Raw genomic sequence first — 25,702 nt, forward strand, 5'->3', positions numbered from 1 at the left:
TCGGCGTCTAACTATTCGCAATCTAAATATCGGTCGTGGAACAATGAGCGGCATGACTGAGGAGCGGGACGGGGTCGACGCACACGTGGCGCGCTGGGCGGCGTTCTGGAAGGACGATTCCCGGTTCGACCCCGAGATCGAGGGCGTGCTGGTGCGGATGTACGACATCGCGAAGTGGGCGCGCCGGGGCGATGCGGCCGCCTTCGCCGGCAACGATGACTTCACGTTGGAGGACTACAAAACCCTCCACGCGCTGATGGTCCAGCCCTACCCGACCGAGGCCACCCCGGCCCAGCTCGCCGACGCCACCCACGTGACCCGGGCCGCCATGACCAGCCGGCTCGACCGGCTCGTCGGCGCCGGGCTGGTGACCCGCGAGGTCGACCCCACCGACCGGCGGCGGGTGCTCGTGCGGCCGACCGCCAAGGGCCGCGAGGCGTGGGACAAGCACATCTTCGAGGGCATGGCGCGCGATCGGCAGCTGCTGGGCGTCCTGTCGCCCGACGAGTTGGTGCAGCTCAACACCCTGCTGCGCAAGGTCGTGCGATCCCTGGAAAGTTGACCGGCCCGGTAGTGATGCGGCCCACGTCGGGTTTTTGAACAATCAATGCGACGCTTCGAAACATGGAACTCGATCCCCGCGGCCAGCGTTTCGCCGCGGCCCTGACCAGCGCCGTCCTGATCGTGGTGCTGGCCACCGGCTGGGGCTGGCTGGCACTGGCACAGACCGCCGTCTTCGCCGTGACGGCCCTCGATCCCCGCAAGGGCCCGTACGCGTACCTCTATCGGCTTTTGATCTTGCCCCGAATCGGCCCGCCCGCCGAGAGGGAGCCCGCCGCGCCCGTCCGATTCGCCCAGACTGTCGGTTTCACGTTCCTGGCGGTGGCCACGGTCGGATACCTCACCGGGCTGACCGCGCTGGGCGTGGTGTTCGCCGCGTTCGGGCTGCTCGCGGCATTCCTGAACGCGGCCTTCGGCCTCTGCCTGGGCTGCGAGGCGTACCTGGCGATTCGCCGGCTCGCCGCCCAGAAGGCTTAGAACTTCGGGGCGTCGGGGGCCTCGAGCAGACCCAGTCGCAGCGCCGTCATCAGCGCCTGCGCCCGGTTGGCCGCGCCCAGCTTCTCGTACAGCTTCGAGATGTGGGTCTTGGCTGTCGACTCCGAGACGAACAGCTGCTTCGCGATGCCGGCCACGCTCATGCCGTCGGCGAGCAGGCGGAGCACCTGGCCCTCGCGCGGCGAGAGCTGCGGGCCGGACGGGGCGAGCCGGCGCTTCATCGCCTCGGCCAGGTCGGCCGCGGTGAACGCGCTCGGCGCCGACGCGGCGTGCCGGGCGGCCGCGACGACCTCGTCGGCCGGGGCGGTCTTGGGCACGAACGCGCTCGCGCCCGCCTCGAGAGCGCCGAACAGCTGGTCGTCACCCGCGTACATGGTGAGCACCACGATGCCCATGTTGGCGTTGTTCTTCCGCAGCGCCTTGGTCGCCTCGAGACCGCTGCCGTCGGGCAGGCGCAAGTCCATGATCACGACGTCGGGCTGGAGGGCGCCCGCCTGGCGCACCGCCTCGGCCGCGGTGGCTGCCTCGCCGACGACCTCGAACTGGCGGTCGCGTTCGAATGCGTGTCGCAGCCCCTTACGAATCAGGTCGTGGTCGTCGACGAGAAGGACCTTGGTGCGCGTGGTCGGCGCAGGACTGGTCGACATGCCTGAGTTACTCCCCTTCTGGAGCTGGAGCGGAAACGCTTTCCCGCACGCTATCGCGCTTACCCGGCGATCCGAGCACTACGGCTACGGTTGTCCCGCTGGGGTGTCGCGGCGTGATCTTCAATCGGCCCCGGATCCGTTCCGCCCGCTCGGCCATGATGGTCAGACCGTAACGACCGTCCGGGCGGTCGTCGGCGAAGCCTTTGCCGTCGTCGGAGACCTCGATCTCCGCGTACGGCGGGTCCACGGTGCAGGTAACCCACAGATTAGAGGCTCCGGCGTGCTTGCGCGCGTTGGTGATCGCCTCCTGGGCGATGCGCAGCAGCTCGGCCTCGGTCGCGGCGGGCAGCCGGGCCGTGGACTCGTCGAAGGTGAAGTGCACGCGCAGCCCCGCCGAGGTGCCCAGGGTGCGGGCGTACTCGGCGATCGCGGCGGCCAGGCCGCCGTTGCGGTCCACCTCGGAACGCAGCTCGAACAGGCTGAGCCGCAGCTCGGTGATGACGCGGGTGACCTCGTTGCGCAGGGTGCGCAGTTCCTCGGCGGTCTCCTCGGCGCCCTCGGGCAGGGTGGCCTGAGCGTTGTCGATGCCGTACCCGACCATGACGAGCTCCTGCGCGACGCCGTCGTGGATCTCGCGGGCCAGCCGCTGACGCTCCTCATTGGTGGCCAGCGAGCGCACGTCGTCGAAGAGCAGAGCGGCCTCGAGCCGGATGGCGGCCGGCTCGGTGACACCCGTGACATCGAAGACCACAGATGAAGGGTACGCGTTGGAGACGTCCGCTTCGAGGATCACCAAACCAATCGTGCGTACGCCGGCGACCAGCGGGACGACCAGCGACGAGACCTCGCCGCGGCGGCTCGAGCGGCCCTGCGAGCGGCTGGCGACCTGCGGCTGCTGGCTGGCCCAGGCATCGGCGATCGCCGAGTCGGAGTCGAGCGTGGTCTCCCAGTCGACCCGGTCGGCGCCGGTCTGGGCGAGCACCACGAGCCGGCCGCCGCCGCTGGTCGAGAGCACGGCGGCGCGGTCGGCCGCCGCGACCAGGCGCAGTTCCTCCAGCAGGTGCTCGGAGATGCCGCCGGGGTCCAGAGTGGCTCCCGGCAGCGACCGGGCCACGCTGCGCAGCTGGGTCAGCAGGCGGGTGGCCTCCGCGTACGGCTGAGGGGTCGGCTCGGCCGGGGCCATGAGCTGGCGCATCGTGTCGGCCGCGAACGTGACGATCGCGCCGAGCACCAGCCACTGCCCGCAGGCGGCCAGGAAGCCGGGCTGGCTGATCGGGCTGACGTCGCCGAGCCACACGCCGCCGGCCACCATCGAGACGGCCGCGACGCCGAGCAGGGCGGCGCCCTCGGTGGGCCGCCGCCGCAGGGCCGCGGAGAGCAGGGGGACCGCGAGGTAGGGCAGGACGGCCTCGGCGCCGAAGCCGGCGTCCACTGTGCCGGAGAGATCGGCCGCGGCGGCGACCGAGCCGGCCGCGAGCCCGACGATCGTCACCTCGGCGAACCGTCCCAGCGGGGCGAGGACGCGGTGCTCGGGCGCGAAGAAGGCGGGCAGCGCCGCGACGACGAGCAGAGCGATCCAGCGCAGCTGGCCCGGGTCCTGCGTGGCGATCAGGGTGAGGGCAGCGACCAGCACCAGCATGATGACGCGCGCGGTCACCGCGAGCGGCTGGACGCGCGTGGAGACACTGGCTAGCACCGGCACCTGACGGATGGTAGTCGCCGCTGCAAGATAGGGCTCGGCCCGGTCGTCGGGAATGTCACAGGGACGGGCTAGGCTCCGTTGCATGGCGGATACCTCGACGCAGTCGATCCAGGTTCTCGCGCCCGTCGACCGCGTGGCCGCGGTGATCTGCGACTTCCCGCGGTACCCCGAGTGGGTCGACGCGCTCAAGCAGATCGAGGTCCTCGAGGAGTACGAGGACGGGTACGCGGCCCGTGTCCGTTTCGTGATCGACGCCGGCGTGATGGCCGACGACTACACCCTCGAGTACGCGTATGCCGACGATCTGACCCGCATCGAGTGGCACCTGGTCGAGCCGTCGAAAACGCAGAAGTCGCAGCAGGGCTCCTACGACCTCGACGACAACGGCGACGGCACCACCACGGTGACCTACATGCTCGAGGTCGAGCTCTCGATCGGCATGCTCGGCATGTTCCGCCGCAAGGCCGAGAAAATCATCATGGACACGGCGTTGAAGCAGCTCAAGCGCCGGGTCGAGAGCCTTCTGGCGAGCTAGGGCGGGGTGGGCGCGATGCCGAGTTCGGCGCGAGAGGAGGCGGAGCGGCTCGTCGCCGCCGCGATGGCGATGGCCGCGTCCCCGGGCGGGCGTGACGCGCTCGCGGCCGGCTTGAGCGGCCTGGCTCATACGGTCGCCGGCGCCGTCGACCGCCTGGCGAAGGTCGGCCAGGAGGGCGGCCCGGGCGCAGCTGGCACCGCGGGCCAGGGGAGCGCGGGCGCAGCCGGCGGCGCGGGCCAGGGGAGCGCTGGCCACGGCGCCGCGGCTGGGACCCGCCACCGGCCCACGAAGGGCTGGGCGACCGGCAGTGCCGAGTGCTGCGTGTGCCCGGTGTGCCGCGCGATCGCCGCGGTGCGTGACCCGAGTCCTGAGGCCGCCGTCCGTATAGCCATGGGTGCCGGCGACATCGCGAACGGGGTCGCGGGGCTGATGCGTGGCCTCTCCGGCCTGGCCGGCGACCGCCGCAAGCCGGCGGCCCGGCCGGCACCACCCGCGCCGAGTCCGGATGAGGCGTGGGCGACGGCGACGAGGACCGGTGCGCCCTCCGATCGCGTGGCGACAAATCCGGAAAATCCGGCAGAGGACGTGAGCGGGGACCCGTGGGCGGCCGCCTCCGCCGCCAGCGCGGCTGCCGCCGCCAAGGAGCAGGCCGCCGCCGCGGAGGCGCGTGCGGCTGCCGCGGCGGCGCGGGCGGCCGAGCAGGCCGAGCGGCGCGCGGCAGCGAAAAAGGCACGCGCCGCGGCCGCGGAAGCCGCCCGGCGCGTGGCCGAAGCCGCCGCGCTGGCCGAGGCGACCCGGGCAGGTGGCGCGCCCGAACCGAGCGGTGCCGACGGCGCGGCCAAAGCGGGTGGCGCGGGCACGGCGGGTGGCGCGGGCACGGCGGGTGGCGCGGGCACGGCGGGTGGCGCGGGCACAGCGGGTGGCGCGGGCACAGCGGGTGGCGCGGGCACGGCGGGTGGCGCGGGCGCGCGGGCGCGGCGCGGCGAGAGTGGTGACGCGGAGGGCGGGGGCGAGCGCTCCGGGCGTACCCCTCGAAGGTTTGATGTGTGGGCCGCGGCCACCGCGGAAGCGGGTGTTGGCGACGTGGCGCGGGCCGGGACGGTGGATCATGATGGTCCGGGCGCTGCGGCGCCCGCGGAGCGCGACGGCGCGGCGGGCGACGCGGCCCCCGGCGACGGCGCGGCGTGAGTCTGAGCAGGTAAACAGAGGAGACAGCGTGACGCTGACCATCGGAGTCGACGTCGGCGGCACCAAGGTGGCCGGTGGGGTGGTCGACGAGCACGGCACCGTGCTGGCGTCGAACCGCCGCGACACCCCGGCGGAGGACCCGGCCGGCACCCGCGACACGATCGTCGAGGTCGCGGCCGAGCTGGCGCAGGAGTTTCCGCAGGCCACCGCCATCGGGATCGGGGCGGCCGCGTGGATCGACGCGCCGGGGGCGACGGTGTTGTTCGCGCCCAACCTCGCCTGGCGGGACGAGCCGCTGCGTGACTACGTGGCCAAGGCCGTGGGCCTGCCTACCGTGCTCGAGAACGACGCCAACGTCGCGGCCTGGGCCGAGTTCCGGTTCGGGGTGGCGCGGCACGCCGACGACTCGATGGTGATGATCACCGTGGGGACCGGGATCGGCGGTGGCATCGTGCTGAACGGCAACCTGTGGCGGGGCGCCAACGGGATCGCCGGGGAACTCGGGCACATCCAGTCGGTGCCGGACGGCCACCCGTGCGGCTGCGGCCGGCTCGGCTGTCTCGAGCAGTACGCGAGCGGCAACGCCCTGGTCCGGTTCGCCCGGGCCGGCGCGCGGCAGGAGCCCGAGCGGGCGAGCCGGCTGCTCGAGCTGGCGGGGGGCGACCCGCTGGCGATCTCCGGGCGGCAGATCACCGAGGCGGCGCGGGCCGGCGACGGCGTGGCGCGGGACGCGTTCGCGCAGATCGGGTACTGGCTCGGCGTGGCGATGGCCGACCTCGCGCAGGCCCTCGACCCGCAGATCCTGGTGGTCGGCGGCGGCGTGGTCGACGCGGGCGAGCTGCTGATGACGCCGACCCGGACGACGTACCGCGATCAGCTCGAACAGCGTGGCCGGTTCCCGGTCGCCGACGTGGTGGCCGCCGAGACCGGCAACACAGCGGGCGTGGTCGGCGCGGCCGATCTGGCCCGGCGGATCTGAGCAGGAGCGACGGGGCGAGAGAGGGACGACGGTGTCCGGGGTGCCGCTACGGGTGATGAGCTACAACGTCCACGGCCTGAAGGACGACCGGGCGGCCCTGATATCCCTCATCCGCGAGGCGAACCCCGACGTGCTGGTCGTGCAGGAGGCGCCGCGCCGGTTCCGCTGGCGGCACAAGTGCGCGGCCCTCGCCGACGACGCCGGCATGGTGGTGGCCGCCGGCGGGCTGCCGGCTCTGGGCAACCTGGTGCTGGTCAGCCTGCGGGTCAAGGTGCACGAGACGTGGTGCGTGCGGTTCCCGCTGACGCCGGGCCGCCACCTGCGCGGCGCGGCGTTCGTGCGCGGCTCGGTGCGCGGCGGCCGGTTCACCGTCTCCGGCGCGCACCTGGCGACCGACCCGGCCGAGCGGCCCGCCCAGGCCGCGCTCTGGAAGGAGGCCCTCGACGCGATCGAGGGCCCGGTTATCGCCGCCGCCGACCTGAACGAGGGACCGGGCGGCGGGGCCTGGCGCACGGTCGAGGACGGCCTGGTCTCCTCGGCGGCCGGCCGGTTCACCTTCCCGGCGACGCTGCCGGCGCGGCTCATCGATGGGCTGTTCGTCACCCCGGACATCACCATCGAGAAATACGAGGTGGTGGAGTCCGACCTGGCCCGCCAGGCAAGTGATCATCTTCCTGTGCTGGCCGAGTTGACGCTGCCTTCCGCATAGCGCCGCCTTCTGGCAGTATCGCCGCGTGCACGACACTCCGGACATCGCCGACCGTCGGGACGCGGTGTGCGTCATCGGCGCCGGCGCCAGCGGTCTCGCCGCGATCAAGAACCTGCGCGAGCACGGCTTCGCCGTCGACTGCTACGAGCGCGAGACCTCGGTCGGCGGTGCCTGGAACTGGCGGCACGACCGCAGCCCGGTGTACGCGGCCACCCACCTGATCTCGTCCCGGCCGCTGACCGAGTTCCCGGACTTCCCGATGCCGGACAGCTGGCCGGACTACCCGCACCACAGCCAGCTTCTGTCCTATCTGGAGCGTTACGCCAAGCACTTCGGGCTCGGCGAGCACATCTGGTTCGGCACCGAGGTGGTGTCGTGCGAGCCGGTCGGTGACGGCCGGTGGGACGTGACCACCCAGTCGACCGGCGGCGGCTCGCACCGCGTGCAACGCTACGCCGCGGTGATCGTCGCGAACGGCCACAACTGGTCCCCGGCCAAACCGGAGATCCCCGGGGAGTTCCGCGGGACGGTCATCCACTCGGCGCAGTACAAGGACCCGGCCCAACTGCGCAACCGCAAGGTGCTGGTCATCGGCGGCGGCAACACCGGCTGCGACATCGCGGTCGAGGCCGCCCAGCAGGCCACCACCGTCTGGCACTCGACTCGCCGCGGCTACTGGTACGCCCCGAAGTACGTGCTCGGCCGCCCCGCCGACCAGGTCAACGACCGCATGCTGAAATGGCGGCTGCCGCTGCGCCTGCGCCAGTGGCTCTACCGCCGCACGCTGGCCTTCACGACCGGCGACCTGACCCGGTACGGCCTGCCCGCGCCCGACCACCGGCCGTACGAGAGCCACCCGATCGTCAACTCCCAGCTGCCGTACTACCTGGGCCACGGCCGGATCCGCCCGGTGCCGGACGTGACCCGGTTCGCCGACGGCAAGGTCGAGCTGGCCGACGGCCGCCGCATCGACCCCGACCTGGTGATCACCGCGACGGGGTACCGGCCGCGCTTCGAGTTCCTCGCCCCCGAGCTGCTCGACACCGAGGAGGACGGCCGCCCCGACCTGCACCTGCACGCGTTCGCCCGCAAGCACCCGACGCTCGCCGTGGTCGGTCTGCTGCAGCCCGACGCCGGTCTGCTGCCCTTGGCGCACTGGCAGGGCGTGGCGGTCGCCCGCTGGCTCCGGCTGCGCCACGACGACCCGGTGCGCGCCGCCGCCGTACAGCAGAAGGAGTCGGCCCGCCCGGTGCGCAGTTGGTCGCGGCGCCAGGTGATACCGACCCGCCGGCACTGGTTCGAGGTCGACCACATCGCGTACCTGAAGGCCGTCGGCGGTCTGTTGCGGGAGATGGAGCCGGCCAAGTGAGCGACAACCTGTTGCGCTTCGAGGACTGGACGTCGCCGGTGCCGGCGGTCGAGCGCGAGGTCGTGTCCCGCCTGATCGAGGGCGAGACCGAGCAGCCGCCGCTGTTGTTCATCCCCGGACCGGGCCGCGGCGCGTGGGCGTTCGCCGAGCATTGGCTCGGCCATGCGGCCAACAGAGGATTTCCCGCGTACGCGCTGACGCCGCGCGAAGGAACCGACACGCGCGCCCATGTCCACGACGTCGTCCAGGTCGCGGCGTCGCTGCCCCGCCAGGCCGTGCTCGTCGGGCACGGTCAGGGCGCGCTGGTGGTGACCCGGGCGCTGGGCCGCTACCCGGCGCGGGCGGCGGTCCTGGCGGCGCCTGTGATGGGCCGGGCGGGCGCGATCGGCGCCGGTTTCAAGGCCAACCCGTTCGGTACGCTCCCGGCCGTCTTCGGCGGCCGGCTGCGACTCACCAAGCGTCAGCTGTTCAGCGCCGCGCTCCCCGCCGACGAGGCCGACGGCTATCTGAACCGGATGACCTTCCACCGGCCGCTGCGGGCGTCCGCTCCGCCGCGCCCGGTCGGCGACCCGCCCGTACTCGTCGTGGGGTCGCCGGACGACCGGGTGGTCTCGCGGAAGTCGCTCGACCGCACGGCCGCGGAGTACGGGGGAGCGCCGCTGCTCTTCCCCGGCATGGGCCACGAGCTGATGCTCGACGCCGGCTGGGCCGAGCCGATCGACGCGATCCTCGACTGGCTGACCAAGGAGCTATCGGCGAGCTAGCGACCGCCGCTGCCGGGGCAGGTGCCGGGCGAGCCCGCCGGTGTGGTCCAGCGCCGTCAGGTAGGCCCGCGCCCAGGCGTGGATGTCGTGGTCGGTGATGTGCGCCCGCATCGCCGCCATCCGCCGGGCGAGATCGGCCGGGTCGGCGTCCAGCGCCCGCAGCAGCGTCTCCTTCAGGCCGTCGACGTCGTGCGGGTTGACCAGGAACGCGTCCGACAACTCGGCCGCCGCCCCCGCGAACTCGCTGAGCACCAGCGCGCCCGTGTCGTCGCCGCGGGCGGCCACGTACTCCTTGGCGACCAGGTTCATCCCGTCGCGCAGCGGCGTCACCACCATGACGTCCGCGGTCTGGTAGAGCGCCGCCAGGTCGGCCCGGTCGAACGGCTGGTTGAGGTAGTGGATGGCCGGCTCGCCGACCCGGCCGTACTCGCCGTTGATCCGGCCGACCTCGCCCTCGATCCGCTCGCGCAGGCCGCGGTAGTTGCCCACCCGCTCCCGGCTCGGCACCGCCACCTGCACCATCACCATGTCGCGCAGCTTGACCCGCCCGTCGCGCAGCAGTTCGCTGTACGCGGTGAGCCGGTGCTCGATCCCCTTGGTGTAGTCGAGCCGGTCGACGCTGAGCAGCACCTTCTTGTGCGCTCCCAGGTCACGCCGCAGCTGCCGGGCCTGGTTGCGCACGTACGGCCGGGCGGACAGCGACTCCATTTCGGCCACGTCGATCGACACCGGGAACGCGCCGGTGTGCACGATCCGCCCGTCGAAGTGGATCGCGTCGTCGGCGCCCTCCGCGCCGAGCAGCTTGCCGGCGAGCTGGGCGAAGTTGTGCGCGGCCTGCTCCCGCTGAAAGCCGACGAGGTCGGCGCCGAGCATCCCGCGGATCAGCTCGCCGCGGCGGGGGAGCTGCATGAACAGCTCGGGCGGCGGGAACGGCACGTGCATGAAGAAGCCGATCAGCAGGTCGGGCCGTAGCTCGCGGAGCAGCTGAGGCACGAGCTGGAGGTGGTAGTCCTGCACCCAGACCGCGGCGCCGGGCTCGGCGACCTCGGCCGCGGCCTCGGCGAAGCGCCGGTTGACCTTGCGGTACGCCTCCCACCAGCCGCGGTCGAAGACGGGCTGCTCGACGGCGTCGTGGTAGAGCGGCCACAGCGTCGAGTTCGCGAAGCCCTCGTAGTACCCCCGCAGCTCGTCCTCGGTCAGCGACATCGGGCGCAGCCGCAGGGTGCCGATGTCGGGGAGCGCGGGCGCCGGGCCGACCCCGCCGCCCCAGCCGACCCAGGTGGCCGGGGTCTGCTCGAGGATGGCGTGCAGAGCGCTGGCCAGCCCGCCGGGGCTGCGTCGCCACTCGCAGGCGCCATCGGGAGCGGCGTTGTCGTCGAGCGGAAGACGGTTGGCGACCACGACCAAGGAGCTCTGGCGCATCACCGAAGGTTACCGGACACCCACCATTGAGCTACACAGACAGTGGTCAATTCGACAGGACGGGTATCAAACGACCGCGCCGTCGTCGAAGTCGTCCTCGTCGTCATCACCGGACCGTAGCCGCCAGACCAGCATGACCGCGCCCGAGACGATCGCCGCGAAGCCGATCAGGTTGGAGTAGTCGCGCTGGATCGGGATCAGTCCGGGGAAGACGAAGACCACGAAACCGACCAGCACGGCGAGTACGCCGATGATCGCGTACTTGGAGATGTGCGGCAGCGGTGGGGGAGGCGGCGGGATGAACCGGTCCTCGTCCTCGTCCTCATCGTCGTCGGTCTCGGCGCCGAACGTGTCGACGCCGTCGAGCAGCGTCGGCTCGGGGGCCGTCTCGGCCGGCCGGTCGCTGCGGCGGCGGTTGTGCTCGACCGGCTCGGTCGCGGGCGGCGGCGGCTCGGGGGCGGCCGGTAGATCCTCCACGGACGGCCAGGGCGTCGCGGTCGGGTCGACCGGCGTGTGGAAGCCCGCGACGATCTTTGCCCACTCGGACTCGATGTCGGGCTCGCGGGTCGGGTCGGGCGGCGGGGTCGGCGGCTGGCCGCCGGTCACCTTGTTCAGGTAGGTGCGGGCGGCCTCGAGCTGGGTGCGATCCACATACAGCCGGTCGGTGGGGCGCGACGGCAGCGTGGTGGCGCGCAGGATCGGATTGAGGTCGGCCGTGGGCTGCAAATACGCCGCTATGCCCGCGGCCTGCAGCACGTCGAGCAGGTGCTCGCCGACGCGCGGATCGACGTCGCCGGCCACCGCAAAGTCGGCCGCGTCGAGCCCGTTGTCCCGCCGCCCACGGCGGGCGCCACCCGCTGTCACCCTGCACACTCCCTCGCCGACCGTGCCTTGAATGGTGACACGCCGACCACCGGTTGCGGGAGTGCGTTGTGGCGCGCCGTCCCCGCTCCGTACGCTTCAGACTTCCCTAGATCTGGGAAAGGACCTCTCCGTGTTCTATTGGTTGCTCAAGTACGTCGTCCTTGGCCCGCTGCTCCGAACGATTTTCCGCCCGGACGTGCGTGGCCTGGACAACGTGCCCGAGTCCGGTCCGGTGATCCTGGCCTGCAACCACCTTTCCTTCTCCGACTCGATCTTCACACCCCTGATGGTCCGTCGCAGGGTGACGTTCGTCGCGAAAGCGGAGTACTTCACCGGCAAAGGCATCAAAGGCCGACTGATGCGGCAGTTCTTCCTCGCGACCGGGACGATCCCGGTGGACCGTTCGGGTGGCAAGGCCGCCCAGGCGGCGCTGGACACACTGCTGCGGGTGCTTGGCGAGGGCGGCGTCGCGGGCATCTATCCGGAGGGCACCCGCTCGCCCGACGGCCGGCTCTACCGGGGCAAGACGGGTGTGGCCCGGCTGGCGCTGGAGAGCGGCGCCCGGGTCGTACCGGTCGCGCTCCTCAACACCGACGAGATCCAGCCCACCGGCACCCTCATCCCCAAAATCAAGAGGGTACGGATGAGGTTCGGCGCACCGCTCGACTTCTCCCGCTACGACAGCGCCCGCGGCGACCGGTTCGTCGAGCGGGCCATCACCGACGAGATCATGTACGAGCTCATGGTGCTCTCCGGCCGCCCGTACGTAGACGTCTACGCGAGCAAGCTGAAGACCACGGTCGAGCCGCCCGGGCCTATGCGGCTGCCATCCCCGCTCGACGCCGGAGCGCCTGCAGATCGGTGACCACGATGCGCCGGCCCTCGGTGCGCAGCCAGCCGCGGCTGGCGAACGAGCCGATCGCCTGGTTGACGCTCTGCCGGGAGCCGCCCGCCATCTCGGCCAGCTGACTCTGGTTGAGCTCGATCGTGATCATCGGCGCCTGGCTCTCGCCCGCGAGCCGCACCAGCGTCTTGGCCACCCGGCCGGGCAGGTCGAGGAAGACGTGATCGGTGTTCTGCTCGGTCAGGCGGCGGATCAGCGCGCCGACCGAGCGCATCACCGCGTCGAGGATGCGCGGGTTGGAATGCACCAGGTCGATGAAGGCGGCACGCGACAGCGTGAGCGCCTGACAGTCCTCGATCGCCTCGGCCGAGGCGCTGCGGGTGGCGGCGTCCAAAAGGGACACCTCACCCAGCACGTCGGGCGGGCGGACCACGGTCAGCACCGCGCGTTCCCCCGTGGGCGCGGTGCGAAAGATGGCGACGGCGCCGCGCTTCAGGATGATCAGCGATTCGCCGGGATCGTGCTCGACGAAGATGATTTGTCCCTTGCGATACGTGCGTGGAACCGCGGTGGCTATGACCCGCTGCCGTACATCCGGCTCCAGGCCCGCGAACATCTCCACGCCGGTCAGCGCGTCGCCGGAGTCCGGCATGCGATGGTCCACGGCGTTATCCCTCCCCCAGGCGGGGACCGCGTCGACGAACCCGGCCGGCGTCGGCCCCTCGACGCGAACGATCACTAATAGCACGTTGTGGCCCTCCCGCGCCATTTCTGAGCGGGGGTGCCGCCGAGGCCTCGTACGATCATTCCGCGCGCGTCGCTATCTGTAAACCTCTCGATTGCGAGGCGTGATTGTCGCCCACCCTGTCCGTCGGATTTTCGGTCTATGCCGCGATAATCCCGCCGTGCCGGATGACGACCTCGTTCGATCAACCCTGCGGGACCAGTGGCATCTGACCCCCAGCGAGATCGCCCCCCTCCCCGAGGAGCTCCTGTCCCGCGGCTGGGAGATCACCGCGGGACCCGAGCGGTACGTGTGCCGGCTCGCCGAACCGGGCGCCCGGCACCCGGTCGAGGCCGGCCTGCTCGCCGCCGAGCACCTGCGGATCCGGAACATCGCGGCCGGCGAGCCGGTGCGTACCCTCGGCGGCGCCCTCACCGCGCAGACCCCGGCCGGCGCGCTGGCCCTGCTGCGCCGGGTGCCCGGCCGGCGGCTCGACGGCCGCGACCCGGTCGACCAGCAGTGGTGGGGCGACCGGCTGGGCGCCGTCCACCGGGCCCTGCAGCATTTCCATCATGCGGGCCTGCGTCCATGGCAGCCGCTCGATCCGAACGCGCCGCATCTGACCGCGGAGCCCTGGCTCCGCGCGGCCGTCGCCGACGCGGTCGGCGCCGTCACCCGGCTGAGCGTCACCGACCGGCTCACCTACGGGGTGCTGCACGGCGACCCCTCGCCGGGGAACTTTGTCGTCGACCACCGCACCGGGCGAGCCGGCCTGCTCGACTGCGGCGCCAGCGGGGTCGGGCCGCTCGTGTACGACGTGGCCGCGGCCGTCCACTACACGGGCGGGCCGTGCTGCGCCGCCGAGCTGATCGACGGCTACGTGGCGGCCGGGCCGGTGCACCGCGACGAGCTCGACGCCGCCCTGCCCGTGCTGCTGCGGCTGCGCTGGGCGGTCCGCGCCGACCGGGCCGCCCGGCGGGGCGACGCCGGGACGCTCGACCAAGCGCGAGAGGCCCTGGAGGCGGCGGCCGGATGACCATCGGCAAGGATGGGGGCAATATGGTCTACCGCTATTTTTATGACTGCGAGTTCATCGAGGACGGCCGGTTGGTCGACCTGGTGTCGATCGGCGTCGTCGACGAGTTCGGCCGCGAGTTCTACGCGGTCAGCACGGAGTTCGACGACACCCGGGCGATTCCCTGGGTGCGCCGCAACGTCCTCGACAAGCTGCCCTCGCCCTCCGACAAGGCGTGGCGCTCCCGCGAGCGCATCCGCGACGACCTCTACGCGTTCCTGATGGAGCCGCTGCGCGGCCGCGACGAGCAGATGGAGCTGTGGGCGTGGTTCGCCGCGTACGACCACGTCGCGCTCGCCCAGCTGTGGGGCGCGATGCCGGCCCTCCCGCGGGAGATACCGCGCTTCACCAAGGACCTGCGTCAGCTCTGGGACGACCGCGGCCGCCCGCCGCTGCCCACGATGTCCGGCCGGCACGACGCCCTGGTCGACGCCAAGCACAACCTGGCCCGCTGGAACGCCATGAAGGGCTAACGGCGCCGCCCCAGGAGCAGGTAGGCGAGCGGGCCGAAGGGCTGGACCACGAAGGCCGGCCACCACAGCGCCTTCGGGCCGCGCACCTCGTCGCGGGGGCGGCGCGCCAGGTCGACGACGGCGGCGGTGGTCGCGACGATTTCGACGGCGCCCAGAATCACCGTTCCGGTGCGCTGCCACGGACGCATGGCATCCCACTGTTCTTGTAAAGATCGCTTCTCGGTCATGTGGCTCCTCCCGAGTGCTCGCATCGTGCCAAGTCTGCACCCGACCTGGCCCTTACGTGTCTAGGCTGGGTGTCGGGGCGCTTTCGCCCAGGTTTCCGGGGGCCGCTAGAGTGCGCTTGCGGCCCGCCCCGGGCCGGCAACGCTGCCGACGAGAACGCTCCCTGGGGCTCCGACGGGCTATCGGCTTCTCGCAACCCGATTCAGGGAGGACGAGCAAAACATGCGTATCGGCGTGCTCACCGGAGGCGGCGACTGCCCCGGTCTCAACGCGGTGATCCGGGCGGTGGTCCGCAAGGGCGTCGCCGCGTACGGTCACGAGTTCGTCGGGTTCCGCGACGGCTGGAAGGGCCCGCTCGAGGGCCTGACGAAGCCGCTCGGCATCGCGGAGGTCCGCGGCATCCTGCCGCGCGGCGGCACCATCCTCGGCTCCTCGCGCACCAACCCGTTCAAGATCGACGGTGGCGTCGACCGGATCAAGGCCAACCTGGCCGAGCAGGGCGTCGACGCGCTGGTCGCCATCGGCGGCGAGGACACTCTCGGCGTCGCGACCAAGCTCAACGACCTCGGCGTGAACGTGGTCGGCGTGCCGAAGACGATCGACAACGACCTGAACGCGACCGACTACACCTTCGGCTTCGACACCGCGGTGAACATCGCGATGGAGGCGATCGACCGGCTGCACACCACCGCCGAGTCGCACCACCGCACGCTGGTCGTCGAGGTCATGGGCCGGCACGCCGGCTGGATCGCGCTGCACGCCGGCCTGGCCGGTGGCGCCAACGTGATCCTGCTGCCCGAGCGGAACTTCGACGTGGAGCAGGTCGCCACCTATGTGACCAAGCGCTTCCAGGTCGAGTACGCGCCGATCGTCGTGGTCGCCGAGGGCGCGCAGCCGCTCGAGGGCCAGATGCAGCTGGTCAACCAGCAGCTCGACTCGTTCGGCCACGTCCGCCTCGGCGGCATCGGCCAGTGGCTCGCCGAGCAGCTCGAGGACAAGACCGGCAAGGAGGCCCGCACGGTCGTCCTCGGTCACATCCAGCGCGGCGGCACCCCGACCGCGTTCGACCGGGTGCTCGCGACCCGCTTCGGGCTGCAGGCGATTGACGCCGTCCACGAGGGCGACTTCGGTAAGATGATGGCGCTGCGGGGCACCGACATCGTCCGCGTGCCGCTGATCGAGGGCACCGGCGAGCTCAAGACGGTCCCGCTCTCCCGCTACGAAGAGGCCGAGGTCTTCTTCGGAAGCTGAGCCGACTGGCAAAAGGGAGCGGCCGCCGGGTCGCTCCCTTTTCCGTTCCACGAGAGGGCGCAATGACCGACCACAGTGTCGCCGTGATCGGCGCGGGCAAGCTGGGCGAGCTGGTCCTCTCCGGACTGCTGCGCTCGGGCTGGCCGGCGCAGCAGCTGCTGGCCACGACCCGGCGCCCCGAGCGCTCGGCGGAGCTGGCCGAGCGGTACGGCATCCACGTCGTGCGCAACCTGACCGCGGTCACCCAGGCCGACGTGCTGCTGATCGCGGTGAAGCCGCAGGACGCGGCGAAGCTGCTCGACGACTTCGGCATGAGGGTCCCGCCGGACAAGCTTGTCGTCTCGCTCTGCGCGGGCCTGACCACGGGCTTCTTCGCCGACCGGCTGCCCGGCGGCATCCCGGTGGTGCGGGTCATGACCAACACCCCCGCGCTGGTCGACCAGGCGATGACGGTCCTCTCCCCGGGGCCGTACGCGACCGAGGAGCACCTCGCCCTCACCGAGGAGATCTTCAAGCCGCTCGGCAAGACCCTGCGCGTCCCCGAGTCGCAGCAGGACGCCGTCACCGCGCTCTCCGGCTCCGGCCCGGCGTACTTCTATCTGCTGGTCGAGGCCATGATCGACGCCGGTATCCTGCTCGGCCTGCCCCGCCAGGTCGCGCACGAGCTGATCGTGCAGACCGCGATCGGCTCGGCCGTGATGCTGCGCGACTCCGGCGAGCACCCGGTCAAGCTGCGGGAGGCGGTGACCTCCCCGGCGGGTACGACCATCTCGGCGATCCGCGAGCTCGAGAACCATGGCGTACGCGCCGCTCTGCTCGCCGCCCTGGAAGCCGCGCGCGACCGGGCCACCGAGATCGCCACGCAGATGGCCACGCCGAAGGCGTAGGCGCCGTGGCGGAGGTGCGCATGCTGCACACCGTGCCCGAGTTCGAGGACGCGGTGCGGGTGCTGTGTGCGGCATGGACGGTCGACACCCCGCTGGATCTCATCAACTCGTCGGTGCTCGTCGCGCTCGACATGTCCGGCAACTATGTGGCCGGCATCTTCGTGGGCGGCGAGATGGCCGGTGTCTCGGTCGGCTGGCGGGCGGGCGGCGATCGCCTCTACTCGCACCTCGTCGGCGTACGGCCGGAACATCAAGGCCGTGGTCTCGGTCAGCAGCTCAAGATGCACGAGCGGGAGTGGGCGTTGGAGCGCGGCCTGCGGACGCTCCAGTGGACCTTCGACCCGCTGGTGCGGCGCAACGCCCACGTGAACCTCGGCAAGCTCGGCGCCCGCGTCGTGCGCTACCTCGAGAACCACTACGGCTCGTTGCAGGACGGTCTCAACGACGGCGACGTCACCGACCGCCTGCTGGTCGAGTGGGACGTGACGGCACCGCCGCCGGGGAAGCCCGCGGGGACCCTGTTCGTGCCGACGCCGGAGGACATCGAGCGCCTCCGGGTGGAGCAACCGGAGCGCGCGGCACAGTGGCGGCGGGAGGTACGCCGTGGCCTGGTGTCCGCGCTCGACGACGGATTCGAGGTCACCGGCTTCACCGACGACGGCTGTTACGTGCTGCGGCGGATCGTCGCCGCGTAGCGCCCGGGCGTGGTGCCGACGACCCCGGTGAAGGCCGCGATGAAGCCGCTCGGGTTGGCCCACCCGCAGGCGTGCGCGACGCGCGTGGTGTCGTGGCCCTCCGCGAGCAGCACGAGCGCCTGGTAGACGCGGACCTGCGTGCGCCACTCGTAGAAGGTCATGCCGAGCTCGTCGTGGAAGAGGCGGCTGAGCGTACGGGCGCTGGCGCCCGTACGGTGCCCGAGCGCGGCCAGCGGCGTGGTGTCGGCCGGGTTCTCGTACAACAGCCGGGCGACGGCCCGCAGCCGGTCGTCGCGCGGCTCGGGCAGTTGCAACGGCCGCTCGTGCGCCTCGTGCAACTCGTCGACGAGGACGCGCTGCAGGCGGGCCCGCGCGGTCCGGTCGAGGTCGCGCGGGCCGGCCAGGGTGAGCAGCACCTCGCGGGCGAGGCCGGAGGCCAGGAAGACGGCGGGCCGGTCGGGCACGAGCCGGGCGAGCGACGCCGGCAGGAAGACGATCCGCATATCGGTGTGGCCGTGCGCGCGGTGCTGGTGGGTGAACCCGGCGGGCGTCCAGGCGATCCGGTTGGCGGGAACGATCGACGTGCCGCGCTCGGTGTGCACCGACAGGACGCCGCTCGCCGCGTACACCAGGTGCCCCTGCGCGTGGGAATCCGCCGCGCTCATGCCGCCCGACGGCCAGAGGTGCATGCCGGCCGACGGCAACAGCCGCGACTCGGGTTGGCGGCCGATGGGCATAGCTTGGCATTCTATCGGTGGCCCGCCGCGCCGCCGGCCGACGACAGTTCCGGTATGACGAAGACGATGCGAGCGGCGGTCTGTGTGCGGCCGGGTGGCCCCGAGGTGCTGGAGATCCGCGAACTGCCGGTGCCGGCCGTCCGGCCCGGCTGGAGCCTGGTGCGGGTGATGGCGGCGGGCCTGAACCGCTCCGAGCTGCGCACCCGGCAGGGGCACTCGCCGGGCGTACGGATGCCTCGGGTTTTGGGAATCGAATGCGTGGGTGTCGTGGCGGCCTCGGCCGACCCGGCGCTGCCGGAGGGCACGACCGTCGCCGCGGTGATGGGGGAGATGGGCCGGGAGTTCGACGGCGGCTACGCGGAGTACGCGCTGCTGCCGGACTCGCTGCTGATGCCGGTCACCACCGCGTTGCCCTGGGAGACCCTGGCCGCGCTGCCGGAGAGTTACCTGACCGCCCAGGGCTCACTCGACGCGCTGGGCGTCGCTCCCGGCGGCCGGTTGCTGATCCGGGGCGGCACGTCGTCGGTGGGGATGGCGGCCGCGTCGATCGCCTCCGCCCATGGAGTCGAGGTCGCGGCCACGACCCGGCGGAAGGAGAAGGCGGGCGCGTTGACCGCGGCCGGCGTGAAGCACGTGCTGACCGACCCCGTACCGGGCTGGGCCGACTATGTTCTCGACCTGATCGGCGCGGACACCGCGGTCGACTCGCTGCGCGCGGTCCGCCGGGGCGGGACGGTGTGCGTCTCGGGCTCGCTCAGCGGCTGGCTGATCCCGGAGTTCGAGCCGATCGCGATGATCCCGTCCGGCACCCGGCTGACGTCCTTCCACAGCGGCGACGCCGCGGGCGATGCGGCCACGCTGCGGCGGGTGGTCGGCGAGGTCGAGGCCGGTGTCTACGCGCCGCACGTCGACCGGGTCTTCGGCCTGGACGACATCGCCGCGGCCCATCGGTACATGGAGGACAACCGGGCGACCGGCAAGGTCGTGCTCAGTACCAGATAGCGATCTTCGACCCGTTGCACTCCTCGGGCGGGGACGGGTGGCTCATCGCGGTGCCGCTGGCCATGCGGTGTGCCGACCAGGCGACCGCGGCGGCGTCCAGGATGTCGTCGGGCGGGGCCTGGCCGGCCGGTCCGATCTGGTCGGGCAGCACGATGCCGTTGCGGGCCAGCAGCTCGCGGCGGCGGGTCTGTCCGGCCCACGTCTTCTTGGCGTACTGCAGCGGCTCGCCGGCCATCGCGCGGAAAGACACCTCGGGGTGCGCCTCGAAGAGCAGGCCCGGATGCCGTTCCCAGATCGCGTTGGCCTCGAGCAGCTTGGGGCGCAGCGCCCAGGACTGGCGGCTGAGGCCGGAACCGGTGAGCTCGCGGCAGACCCGGTTGGCCGCGGCGAAATCGGCCTCCTGCCAGACCGCGCGCGGCGGGACCCGGAAGATGCTGCCGCGGCGCGGGCCGAGCTGGTCGGCGGCGAGGGTGTCGGCGGCGCGCCAGCGGTCGGGCAGCATGCCGAGCGGGATGTCGACGCCGATCACCGCGGCGCCCGAGCTGCTGGTGACTATCTCGTAGAGCGAGGCGGCGAGCACCGCCCGGCCGAACGAGCCGTCCCGCAGCTCGACCCCGACCCACCCGAGGGCGTACGCATCGACGCCTATGACGTGGATGCTCATCGCCGACCGGTGTGGGCGTCGATGTCGACGTCGAAGATGGTCATGACGGCAGACTACGCGCAGTGTCCGTTCGTGTGCACCCTGTACCCGTCGTCGTCGAGAAGTTGAGACACATGCTCAATAGAGAACGAACATCTTGACGACTGTGAATACGTGTGACTACGGTCTCTTCTACGAACTTTTTGGAAACTTTCCTAACTGTTCAGAGGAGACGAAGTGCAGAAATCCCTCCGCCGCGCTCTCTGGGCCGGTCTCCTCGCGGTGGCCGCCACCGCGATGGTGCCGGTGACCCAGGCTTCGGCCGCGGTGGCCTGTGCCCCCGCTTGGTCCTCCACCGCCGTGTACGTCAAGGACAACGTCGCTTCCCAGAACGGTCACAACTACACCGCCAAGTGGTGGACTCAGAACGAGTCGCCCGCCACGCACAGCGGTCAGTGGGACGTCTGGATCGACGGCGGCGCCTGTGGCGGCACCCCCACCACTCCCCCCACCACGACCCCGACCACGGCGCCCACCACCACGCCGACGACGCCGCCCACCACGTCGCCGACGTCCGGCCCCAGCGGCAAGAACGTCGTCGGCTACTTCGCCGAATGGGGTGTCTACGCCCGCCAGTACTTCGTGAAGAACATCGTCACGTCCGGCTCGGCGGCCAAGCTCACCCACATCCTGTACGCGTTCGGCAACACCAGCGGCGGCCAGTGCTCGATCGGTGACTCGTACGCCGACTACGACATGGCCTACACCACCGCGAACAGCGTGGACGGCGTCGCCGACACGTGGGACGCGGGCGCGCTGCGCGGCAGCTTCAACCAGCTGCGCAAGCTCAAGAAGCTGTACCCGAACATCAAGGTGATCTGGTCGTTCGGCGGCTGGACCTGGTCGAGCGGCTTCACCCAGGCCGCCGCTAACCCGACCGCGTTCGCCAACTCCTGCTACAACCTGGTCAAGGACTCCCGCTGGGCCGACGTCTTCGACGGCATCGACATCGACTGGGAGTACCCGAACGCCTGTGGCCTGCAGTGCGACTCGAGCGGCCCGGCCTCGTACAACAATGTGATCACCGCGCTGCGCAACAAGTTCGGCTCCAGCTTCCTGATCACCTCGGCGATCTCGGCCGACGGCTCCAACGGCGGCAAGCTCGACGCGGCCGACTACGCCTCGGGCATCCAGAAGCTCAACCTGGTCTTCCCGATGACGTACGACTACTACGGCGCGTTCAGCCCGCAGGGCCCGACCGCACCGCACTCGCCGCTGACCTCGTACGCCGGCATCCCGACCAACGGGTTCTGGTCGGACGCGGCGATCCAGAAGCTGAAGAGCAAGGGCGTACCGTCCAACAAGATGCTGCTCGGCATCGGCTTCTACGGCCGCGGCTGGACCGGGGTCACCCAGGCCGGTCCCGGCGGCACGGCCACCGGCCCGGCGCCGGGCACGTACGAGGCGGGCACCGAGGACTACAAGGTCCTCAAGAACAGCTGCCCGTCCACCGGCACGATCGGCGGCACGGCTTACGCCAAGTGCGGTAGCAACTGGTGGGGGTACGACACCCCGTCGACCGTCGCCGGAAAGATGACGTACGTGAAGAACCAGGGTCTCGGCGGCGCCTTCTTCTGGGAGTTCTCCGGCGACACCTCCAACGGTGAGCTGATCACCGCGATCAAGAACAACCTTTAGGCTGCTACACCTCTCATCTCCTCAGGTGAGAAGCGGGGCACCGGGCGCGAGCCGGGTGCCCCGCTTTCGTAGGCTTTCCCCATGCGCCGTGAGTGGCACCAGTTGAGCTACCCCGGGGTCGGCAACCCGGCCTTCCAGACGTCCCGCCCGTCCACCGACTCCGCCGAGGACGAGGCGCTCGGCCTCGACCGCTGGCGGTCCCTGCCCCGCGTGCAGATGCCGCCGTGGCCGGACATGGACGAGGTCGCCTCGGTCTGCAAGGTCCTCGACAACGTCCCGTCGATCGTCGCGCCGTACGAGGTCGACCAGCTGCGCGCCAAGCTCGCCGAGGTGTGCGAGGGCCGCGCGTTCCTGCTGCAGGGCGGCGACTGCGCCGAGACGTTCGCCGACAACACCGAGAGCCACCTGCTCGCCAACGCCCGGACGCTGCTGCAGATGGCGGTCGTGCTGACGTACGGCGCCTCGATGCCGGTGGTCAAGGTCGCCCGTGTCGCCGGGCAGTACACGAAACCCCGTTCGGCGCCGACCGACTCGCTCGGCCTGCCGGCCTACCGCGGCGACCTGATCAACTCGCTGGACGCGAACGAGGCGGCCCGGGTCGCCGATCCGCAGCGCATGATCCGGGCGTACGCGAACTCCGCCGCCGCCATGAACATGCTCCGCGCGTACCTGGCCGGGGGTCTGGCCGATCTGCACGGCCTGCACGACTGGAACAAGGATTTCGTCCGCGCCTCGCCGGCGGGCGAGCGCTACGAGGCCATCGCCCGCGAGATCGACCGCGCGCTCGACTTCATCCGCGCCTGCGGCATGACCGACAGCGAGGCGCTCCGCACGGTCAGCCTGTACTGCTCGCACGAGGCCCTCGCGCTCGAGTACGACCGCGCCCTGACCCGGGTGAGCGACGAACGGGCGTACGGCCTGAGTGGTCATTTTCTCTGGGTGGGTGAGCGAACCCGCCAGCTCGACCACGCGCATGTCGATTTCATCAGCCGGATAGCGAACCCGATCGGCGTGAAGCTCGGGCCCGGCACGAGTCCCGAGACCGCGATCGAGCTGTGCGAGAAGCTCAACCCCGGCAACATCCCGGGCCGGCTCACGCTGATCAGCCGGATGGGCAACGGGAAGGTCCGCGACGCCCTGCCGCCGATCGTGGAGAAGGTGACCGCGACCGGCGCCAAGGTCGTCTGGCAGTGCGACCCGATGCACGGCAACACGCACGAGTCGTCAAACGGCTACAAGACCCGGCACTTCGACCGGATCGTCGACGAGGTGCTGGGCTACTTCGAGGTGCATCGCGGCCTCGGCACCCACCCGGGCGGCATCCACATCGAACTGACCGGCGAGGACGTCACCGAGTGCCTGGGCGGCGCCCAGGGCATCGAGGACCTCGACCTCCCGGATCGATACGAGACGGCCTGCGACCCGCGGCTGAACACCCAGCAGAGCCTCGAGCTCGCGTTCCTCGTTGCGGAGATGCTTCGTGGTTGATCTTCGTTCGACAAAGCCGGCCGTCGACCTCCGGTCGGATACGGTGACCCGGCCTTCCGCCGGGATGCGCCAGGCGATGGCTTCCGCCGAGGTCGGCGACGACGTCTTCGCCGACGACCCGACCGTCAACGCGCTGGAGGCGCGCGTCGCCGGGCTGTTCGGGCACGAGGCGGCGCTGTTCGCGCCCTCCGGCTCGATGGCCAACCAGATCGCCCTGCAGCTGGTCACGCCGCGGGCCGGCGAGCTGCTGGCCGGGGCGGACGCCCACGTGGTGACCTATGAGCTGGGTGCGGCGGGGGCGATCGGTGGCATCTCCACCCGCACCTGGCCGGCGGTGGGCGCCTCGCTCGATGTCGGGCAGATCGCCTCGATGATCCGGCCGCAGGGCTATCCGTCGCTGCCCACTCGAGCGATCGCCGTGGAACAGACCCACAACCTTGGCGGCGGTACGGTGATTCCGCTCGCGACGCTGCGGACTTTGCGCGAGATCTCGGACAAATCCGGTTTGCTCATGCACTGTGATGGCGCTCGCATCTGGCACGCGCACGTCGCCGACGGCGTCCCGCTGCACGAGTACGGCGCGCTCTTCGACACGCTGTCGGTCTGCCTGTCCAAGGGTCTCGGCGCGCCGGTCGGCTCGCTGGTCGTGGGCAGCGCCGCGCGGATCGCCGAGGCCCGGGTGATCCGCAAGCGGATGGGCGGGGGCATGCGGCAGGTCGGCATCCTGGCGGCGGCCGGCGATTACGCGCTCACGCACAACGTTTCCCGCCTGGCCGAGGATCACGCACGCGCCCGCCGTCTCGCCGAGGCTTTGTCGAAATTTAACGTGGTAAATCCGGAGGAAGTGCGCACGAACCTCGTGCCGATCGATCTCACTGGGACCTCGATCGACGCCCCGACCCTGGCCGCCGAGGCCGCGAAGCGGGACGTCCACGTCGCCGCCATGCTGCCGCACCTGGTCCGCGTGGTGTTCCACCTGGACGTCGACGACAACGGCCTCGACCAGGCGACCACGGTGCTGACCGAGATCCTCGATCAGAGCCGGTAGGTCGCGACCGTCGCCTGCAGCTCGGCGGCGGTCCGGGCCAGCTCGCCCGCGGTCTGCTGGGTCTCGGTCGCGCCCGCGGTGACGTGGCGGGCCGCGTCGGCGACCCCGGCGATCGTCTCGGCGATCGTGGACGAGCCCTCGGCGGCCCGGTCCACGCTGCGGGTGATCTCGCCGGTCGTGGCGGTCTGCTCCTCCACGGCGGCCGCGATCGTCGTCGTGTAGTCGTTGATCGTCGCGATGACCCGGCTGATCTCCTGGATCGCGGTCACCGCGGCGCCGCTCTCCGCCTGGATCGCGCCGACCTGGGCGGTGATCTCCTGGGTGGCCCGGGCCGTCTCCATCGCCAGGTCCTTGACCTCGGAGGCGACCACGGCGAAGCCCTTGCCGGACTCGCCCGCCCGGGCCGCCTCGATCGTGGCGTTGAGCGCGAGCAGGTTGGTCTGCTCGGCGATCGACGTGATCATCTGGACGACCGCGCCGATCTGGGTGGACGCCTCACCGAGGCGGGACACGCTCGCGTTGCTGGTCGCGGCGGCCCGGGCCGCCTCGGCGGCGACCGTCGCGGCCTCGTTCGCGTTGTTGGAGATCTCCCGGATCGAGACGCCCATCTCGCCGGCGCCGGCCGCGACCGCGCGTACGCCCTCGGAGACCCGCTCGGCCGAGTCGGAGACGGAGCCGACCTGGACCGACGTCTCCTCGGCCGAGGCTGACAGCTGCGACGACACGGCCGACAGCTCGTCGGACGCCTCGGCGAGCAGGTCGGAGCTGACGTGGATGCGGCCGACCATGCCGGCCATCGACTCGGCCGTGGTGTTCAGCGCGGCGGCCATCTGGCCCACCTCGTCGGCGCTGTCCACGTCGACCCGGGCGGTCAGGTCGCCGTCGGCGATCCGGCGCAGCGCGTCCACGCAGCGCGACAGCGACCGGACGATGAGCCGGGCGACGCCGTAGGCCAGCGCCAGGCCGAGCAGCAGCGCGATCCCGAGCAGCACGCTCACCAGCCACTTGGTGTGCTGGTAGCGGCCCTCGGCGGTGGTCTCCTGCTCGGCGCCGGCCCGTACGGTGATGTCGGCCAGCGAGCTCAGGTCGTCGCGGACCGTGTTCATGGACGCGGTCAGCTTCGTGTCGTCGATCCGGGCGCCGGTCGCTATCGCCGGCAGCACGTCGGCCGTGAGCAGGGAGTCGTACGCCGACCAGTCGGTCTCGAACCGGGCGATCGCGGCGTCGGCCTCGGCGCTGATCGGGTACGCCCGGTAGGCCCGCGCGTACTCGCCGACCTTGGACCGGGTGTCGGTCACCGCGGCCTCGTCGGTGGTGCGCTCGGCGGCGTCGGCGGCGAGCTGATAGTCGTCGACACCGAGCCAGACCCGGTTGACCGAGGCGCGCAGGTCGCCGATCGCCGCGAGCTCCTGCTGGTGCACGTACCCCGTCTTGACCTGCTGGTTCGTCGCCCCGAGGCTGGTCAGCGCGTAGAGCCCGTCGCCGGCGCCGAACACGGCCACCAGTCCCACCGCGATCATGATCTTCGTGCCGACCCGCCGGTCCGTCAGCATTCGCCACGTCATCCCGACCACCGCCTCTGTCTGATGTTTCCCGGCCAGAGATTTCGGCGGTGCCACGGCCCGGGTAAGTGGTCGCGCGGGTGCAAACAGGTTTCGGCGACAGCCGAAATGTTAC

Annotated in this window: 27 protein-coding genes; 18 read left to right on the forward strand and 9 right to left on the reverse strand. The window is 71.4% G+C overall.

The annotated features are described in order from the left end of the window. Positions 1 to 52: 52 nt before the first annotated feature. Positions 53 to 562 carry a MarR family winged helix-turn-helix transcriptional regulator gene (locus tag A3CQ_RS0116875; protein WP_020512122.1) on the forward strand — a complete coding sequence of 170 codons (510 nt, stop codon included), beginning with the start codon at positions 53 to 55 and terminating at the stop codon, positions 560 to 562. A 62-nt stretch (positions 563 to 624) separates the two neighbouring features. Continuing rightward, positions 625 to 1,038, forward strand: coding sequence for a DUF4395 domain-containing protein (locus A3CQ_RS0116880; protein WP_020512123.1), 414 nt, complete (start codon positions 625 to 627; stop codon positions 1,036 to 1,038). Here the strand turns inward: A3CQ_RS0116880 and A3CQ_RS0116885 are convergent. Next, positions 1,035 to 1,703: a response regulator transcription factor gene (locus A3CQ_RS0116885; RefSeq protein WP_020512124.1), complete on the reverse strand. Its 669-nt coding sequence runs from the start codon at positions 1,701 to 1,703 to the stop codon at positions 1,035 to 1,037. The two genes, A3CQ_RS0116880 and A3CQ_RS0116885, sit on opposite strands and share 4 nt — an antisense overlap. A gap of 7 nt (positions 1,704 to 1,710) precedes the next feature. Beyond that, positions 1,711 to 3,405: a sensor histidine kinase gene (locus A3CQ_RS0116890; RefSeq protein WP_020512125.1), complete on the reverse strand. Its 1,695-nt coding sequence runs from the start codon at positions 3,403 to 3,405 to the stop codon at positions 1,711 to 1,713. 82 nt (positions 3,406 to 3,487) lie between these two features. Here A3CQ_RS0116890 and A3CQ_RS0116895 point away from each other — a divergent pair, with 82 nt between their 5' ends. Genes A3CQ_RS0116895 through A3CQ_RS0116920 form a run of 6 tightly spaced genes read left to right on the forward strand, consistent with a single transcriptional unit; the run spans position 3,488 to position 8,949 of the window. Continuing rightward, positions 3,488 to 3,940: an SRPBCC family protein gene (locus A3CQ_RS0116895; RefSeq protein WP_020512126.1), complete on the forward strand. Its 453-nt coding sequence runs from the start codon at positions 3,488 to 3,490 to the stop codon at positions 3,938 to 3,940. A 15-nt stretch (positions 3,941 to 3,955) separates the two neighbouring features. Next, the gene (locus A3CQ_RS60170; RefSeq protein WP_157295982.1) at positions 3,956 to 5,128 is read left to right on the forward strand and encodes a hypothetical protein; all 1,173 of its coding nucleotides are present in this window, start codon (positions 3,956 to 3,958) and stop codon (positions 5,126 to 5,128) included. 28 nt (positions 5,129 to 5,156) lie between these two features. After that, positions 5,157 to 6,107 (forward strand): ROK family glucokinase, encoded by a 951-nt coding sequence (locus tag A3CQ_RS0116905; protein ID WP_026205781.1) that lies wholly within the window; start codon positions 5,157 to 5,159, stop codon positions 6,105 to 6,107. 55 nt (positions 6,108 to 6,162) lie between these two features. Next, the gene (locus A3CQ_RS0116910; RefSeq protein ID WP_020512129.1) at positions 6,163 to 6,816 is read left to right on the forward strand and encodes an endonuclease/exonuclease/phosphatase family protein; all 654 of its coding nucleotides are present in this window, start codon (positions 6,163 to 6,165) and stop codon (positions 6,814 to 6,816) included. Between the two features lie 25 nt (positions 6,817 to 6,841). Then, complete coding sequence (locus tag A3CQ_RS0116915) at positions 6,842 to 8,185, forward strand: flavin-containing monooxygenase (RefSeq protein ID WP_020512130.1); 1,344 nt, start codon at positions 6,842 to 6,844, stop codon at positions 8,183 to 8,185. Then, a complete protein-coding gene (locus A3CQ_RS0116920) occupies positions 8,182 to 8,949 on the forward strand; it encodes an alpha/beta hydrolase (RefSeq protein ID WP_020512131.1) in 768 nt (255 codons plus the stop codon). The genes A3CQ_RS0116915 and A3CQ_RS0116920 overlap by 4 nt, the downstream gene beginning before the upstream one ends. Here A3CQ_RS0116920 and A3CQ_RS53155 read toward each other — a convergent pair. Both A3CQ_RS53155 and A3CQ_RS0116930 read right to left on the reverse strand, forming a co-directional pair. Then, positions 8,935 to 10,371 (reverse strand): alpha,alpha-trehalose-phosphate synthase (UDP-forming), encoded by a 1,437-nt coding sequence (locus tag A3CQ_RS53155; RefSeq protein WP_040432503.1) that lies wholly within the window; start codon positions 10,369 to 10,371, stop codon positions 8,935 to 8,937. The two genes, A3CQ_RS0116920 and A3CQ_RS53155, sit on opposite strands and share 15 nt — an antisense overlap. Before the next feature lie 66 nt (positions 10,372 to 10,437). Beyond that, on the reverse strand, positions 10,438 to 11,235 hold the full coding sequence (locus A3CQ_RS0116930) for a hypothetical protein (protein ID WP_026205783.1): 798 nt from the start codon (positions 11,233 to 11,235) through the stop codon (positions 10,438 to 10,440). Between the two features lie 130 nt (positions 11,236 to 11,365). Here A3CQ_RS0116930 and A3CQ_RS0116935 point away from each other — a divergent pair, with 130 nt between their 5' ends. Continuing rightward, positions 11,366 to 12,100, forward strand: coding sequence for a lysophospholipid acyltransferase family protein (locus tag A3CQ_RS0116935; RefSeq protein ID WP_020512134.1), 735 nt, complete (start codon positions 11,366 to 11,368; stop codon positions 12,098 to 12,100). Here A3CQ_RS0116935 and A3CQ_RS0116940 read toward each other — a convergent pair. After that, positions 12,051 to 12,731, reverse strand: coding sequence for a Crp/Fnr family transcriptional regulator (locus A3CQ_RS0116940; RefSeq protein WP_020512135.1), 681 nt, complete (start codon positions 12,729 to 12,731; stop codon positions 12,051 to 12,053). The genes A3CQ_RS0116935 and A3CQ_RS0116940 overlap by 50 nt on opposite strands. A gap of 253 nt (positions 12,732 to 12,984) precedes the next feature. Between A3CQ_RS0116940 and A3CQ_RS0116945 the strand changes: the two genes are divergently transcribed. Both A3CQ_RS0116945 and A3CQ_RS0116950 read left to right on the forward strand, forming a co-directional pair. Further along, positions 12,985 to 13,839, forward strand: a complete 855-nt coding sequence (locus A3CQ_RS0116945; protein WP_020512136.1) for a phosphotransferase enzyme family protein — start codon at positions 12,985 to 12,987, stop codon at positions 13,837 to 13,839. A 23-nt stretch (positions 13,840 to 13,862) separates the two neighbouring features. Then, on the forward strand, positions 13,863 to 14,351 hold the full coding sequence (locus tag A3CQ_RS0116950; RefSeq protein WP_020512137.1) for a polyadenylate-specific 3'-exoribonuclease AS: 489 nt from the start codon (positions 13,863 to 13,865) through the stop codon (positions 14,349 to 14,351). On the opposite strand, the gene A3CQ_RS0116955 is transcribed toward A3CQ_RS0116950, so the two are convergent. Next, positions 14,348 to 14,578, reverse strand: coding sequence for a PLD nuclease N-terminal domain-containing protein (locus A3CQ_RS0116955; protein ID WP_040432504.1), 231 nt, complete (start codon positions 14,576 to 14,578; stop codon positions 14,348 to 14,350). The two genes, A3CQ_RS0116950 and A3CQ_RS0116955, sit on opposite strands and share 4 nt — an antisense overlap. A gap of 220 nt (positions 14,579 to 14,798) precedes the next feature. Between A3CQ_RS0116955 and A3CQ_RS0116960 the strand changes: the two genes are divergently transcribed. The 3 genes from A3CQ_RS0116960 (at position 14,799) to A3CQ_RS0116970 (ending at position 17,409) form a co-directional block, all read left to right on the forward strand. Further along, entirely contained in the window at positions 14,799 to 15,827 is a 1,029-nt protein-coding gene (locus A3CQ_RS0116960; RefSeq protein ID WP_020512139.1) for a 6-phosphofructokinase, read from the forward strand. 62 nt (positions 15,828 to 15,889) lie between these two features. Next, positions 15,890 to 16,714 (forward strand): pyrroline-5-carboxylate reductase, encoded by an 825-nt coding sequence (gene proC / locus A3CQ_RS0116965; RefSeq protein ID WP_020512140.1) that lies wholly within the window; start codon positions 15,890 to 15,892, stop codon positions 16,712 to 16,714. Positions 16,715 to 16,719: 5 nt separating this feature from the next. Continuing rightward, the gene (locus tag A3CQ_RS0116970) at positions 16,720 to 17,409 is read left to right on the forward strand and encodes a GNAT family N-acetyltransferase (protein WP_020512141.1); all 690 of its coding nucleotides are present in this window, start codon (positions 16,720 to 16,722) and stop codon (positions 17,407 to 17,409) included. On the opposite strand, the gene A3CQ_RS0116975 is transcribed toward A3CQ_RS0116970, so the two are convergent. Continuing rightward, entirely contained in the window at positions 17,379 to 18,146 is a 768-nt protein-coding gene (locus A3CQ_RS0116975; protein WP_020512142.1) for an AraC family transcriptional regulator, read from the reverse strand. The genes A3CQ_RS0116970 and A3CQ_RS0116975 overlap by 31 nt on opposite strands. A 54-nt stretch (positions 18,147 to 18,200) precedes the next feature. Between A3CQ_RS0116975 and A3CQ_RS0116980 the strand changes: the two genes are divergently transcribed. Beyond that, positions 18,201 to 19,148 (forward strand): zinc-binding dehydrogenase, encoded by a 948-nt coding sequence (locus tag A3CQ_RS0116980; protein ID WP_020512143.1) that lies wholly within the window; start codon positions 18,201 to 18,203, stop codon positions 19,146 to 19,148. On the opposite strand, the gene A3CQ_RS0116985 is transcribed toward A3CQ_RS0116980, so the two are convergent. Then, a complete protein-coding gene (locus A3CQ_RS0116985; protein ID WP_020512144.1) occupies positions 19,135 to 19,812 on the reverse strand; it encodes a DUF429 domain-containing protein in 678 nt (225 codons plus the stop codon). The two genes, A3CQ_RS0116980 and A3CQ_RS0116985, sit on opposite strands and share 14 nt — an antisense overlap. A gap of 216 nt (positions 19,813 to 20,028) precedes the next feature. Between A3CQ_RS0116985 and A3CQ_RS0116990 the strand changes: the two genes are divergently transcribed. From A3CQ_RS0116990 to A3CQ_RS0117000, 3 genes are all read left to right on the forward strand, one after another. After that, the gene (locus A3CQ_RS0116990) at positions 20,029 to 21,489 is read left to right on the forward strand and encodes a glycosyl hydrolase family 18 protein (RefSeq protein WP_020512145.1); all 1,461 of its coding nucleotides are present in this window, start codon (positions 20,029 to 20,031) and stop codon (positions 21,487 to 21,489) included. A gap of 81 nt (positions 21,490 to 21,570) precedes the next feature. After that, positions 21,571 to 22,977: a class II 3-deoxy-7-phosphoheptulonate synthase gene (locus tag A3CQ_RS0116995; protein WP_026205786.1), complete on the forward strand. Its 1,407-nt coding sequence runs from the start codon at positions 21,571 to 21,573 to the stop codon at positions 22,975 to 22,977. After that, the gene (locus A3CQ_RS0117000) at positions 22,970 to 24,025 is read left to right on the forward strand and encodes a threonine aldolase family protein (RefSeq protein WP_026205787.1); all 1,056 of its coding nucleotides are present in this window, start codon (positions 22,970 to 22,972) and stop codon (positions 24,023 to 24,025) included. Before A3CQ_RS0116995 ends, A3CQ_RS0117000 begins: the two co-directional genes overlap by 8 nt. On the opposite strand, the gene A3CQ_RS0117005 is transcribed toward A3CQ_RS0117000, so the two are convergent. Further along, on the reverse strand, positions 24,013 to 25,590 hold the full coding sequence (locus A3CQ_RS0117005) for a methyl-accepting chemotaxis protein (RefSeq protein ID WP_040432505.1): 1,578 nt from the start codon (positions 25,588 to 25,590) through the stop codon (positions 24,013 to 24,015). The two genes, A3CQ_RS0117000 and A3CQ_RS0117005, sit on opposite strands and share 13 nt — an antisense overlap. Positions 25,591 to 25,702: the final 112 nt, after the last annotated feature.

The sequence above is a fragment of the Paractinoplanes globisporus DSM 43857 genome (genome assembly GCF_000379645.1).
Taxonomy (GTDB): Bacteria; Actinomycetota; Actinomycetes; order Mycobacteriales; family Micromonosporaceae; genus Actinoplanes; species Actinoplanes globisporus.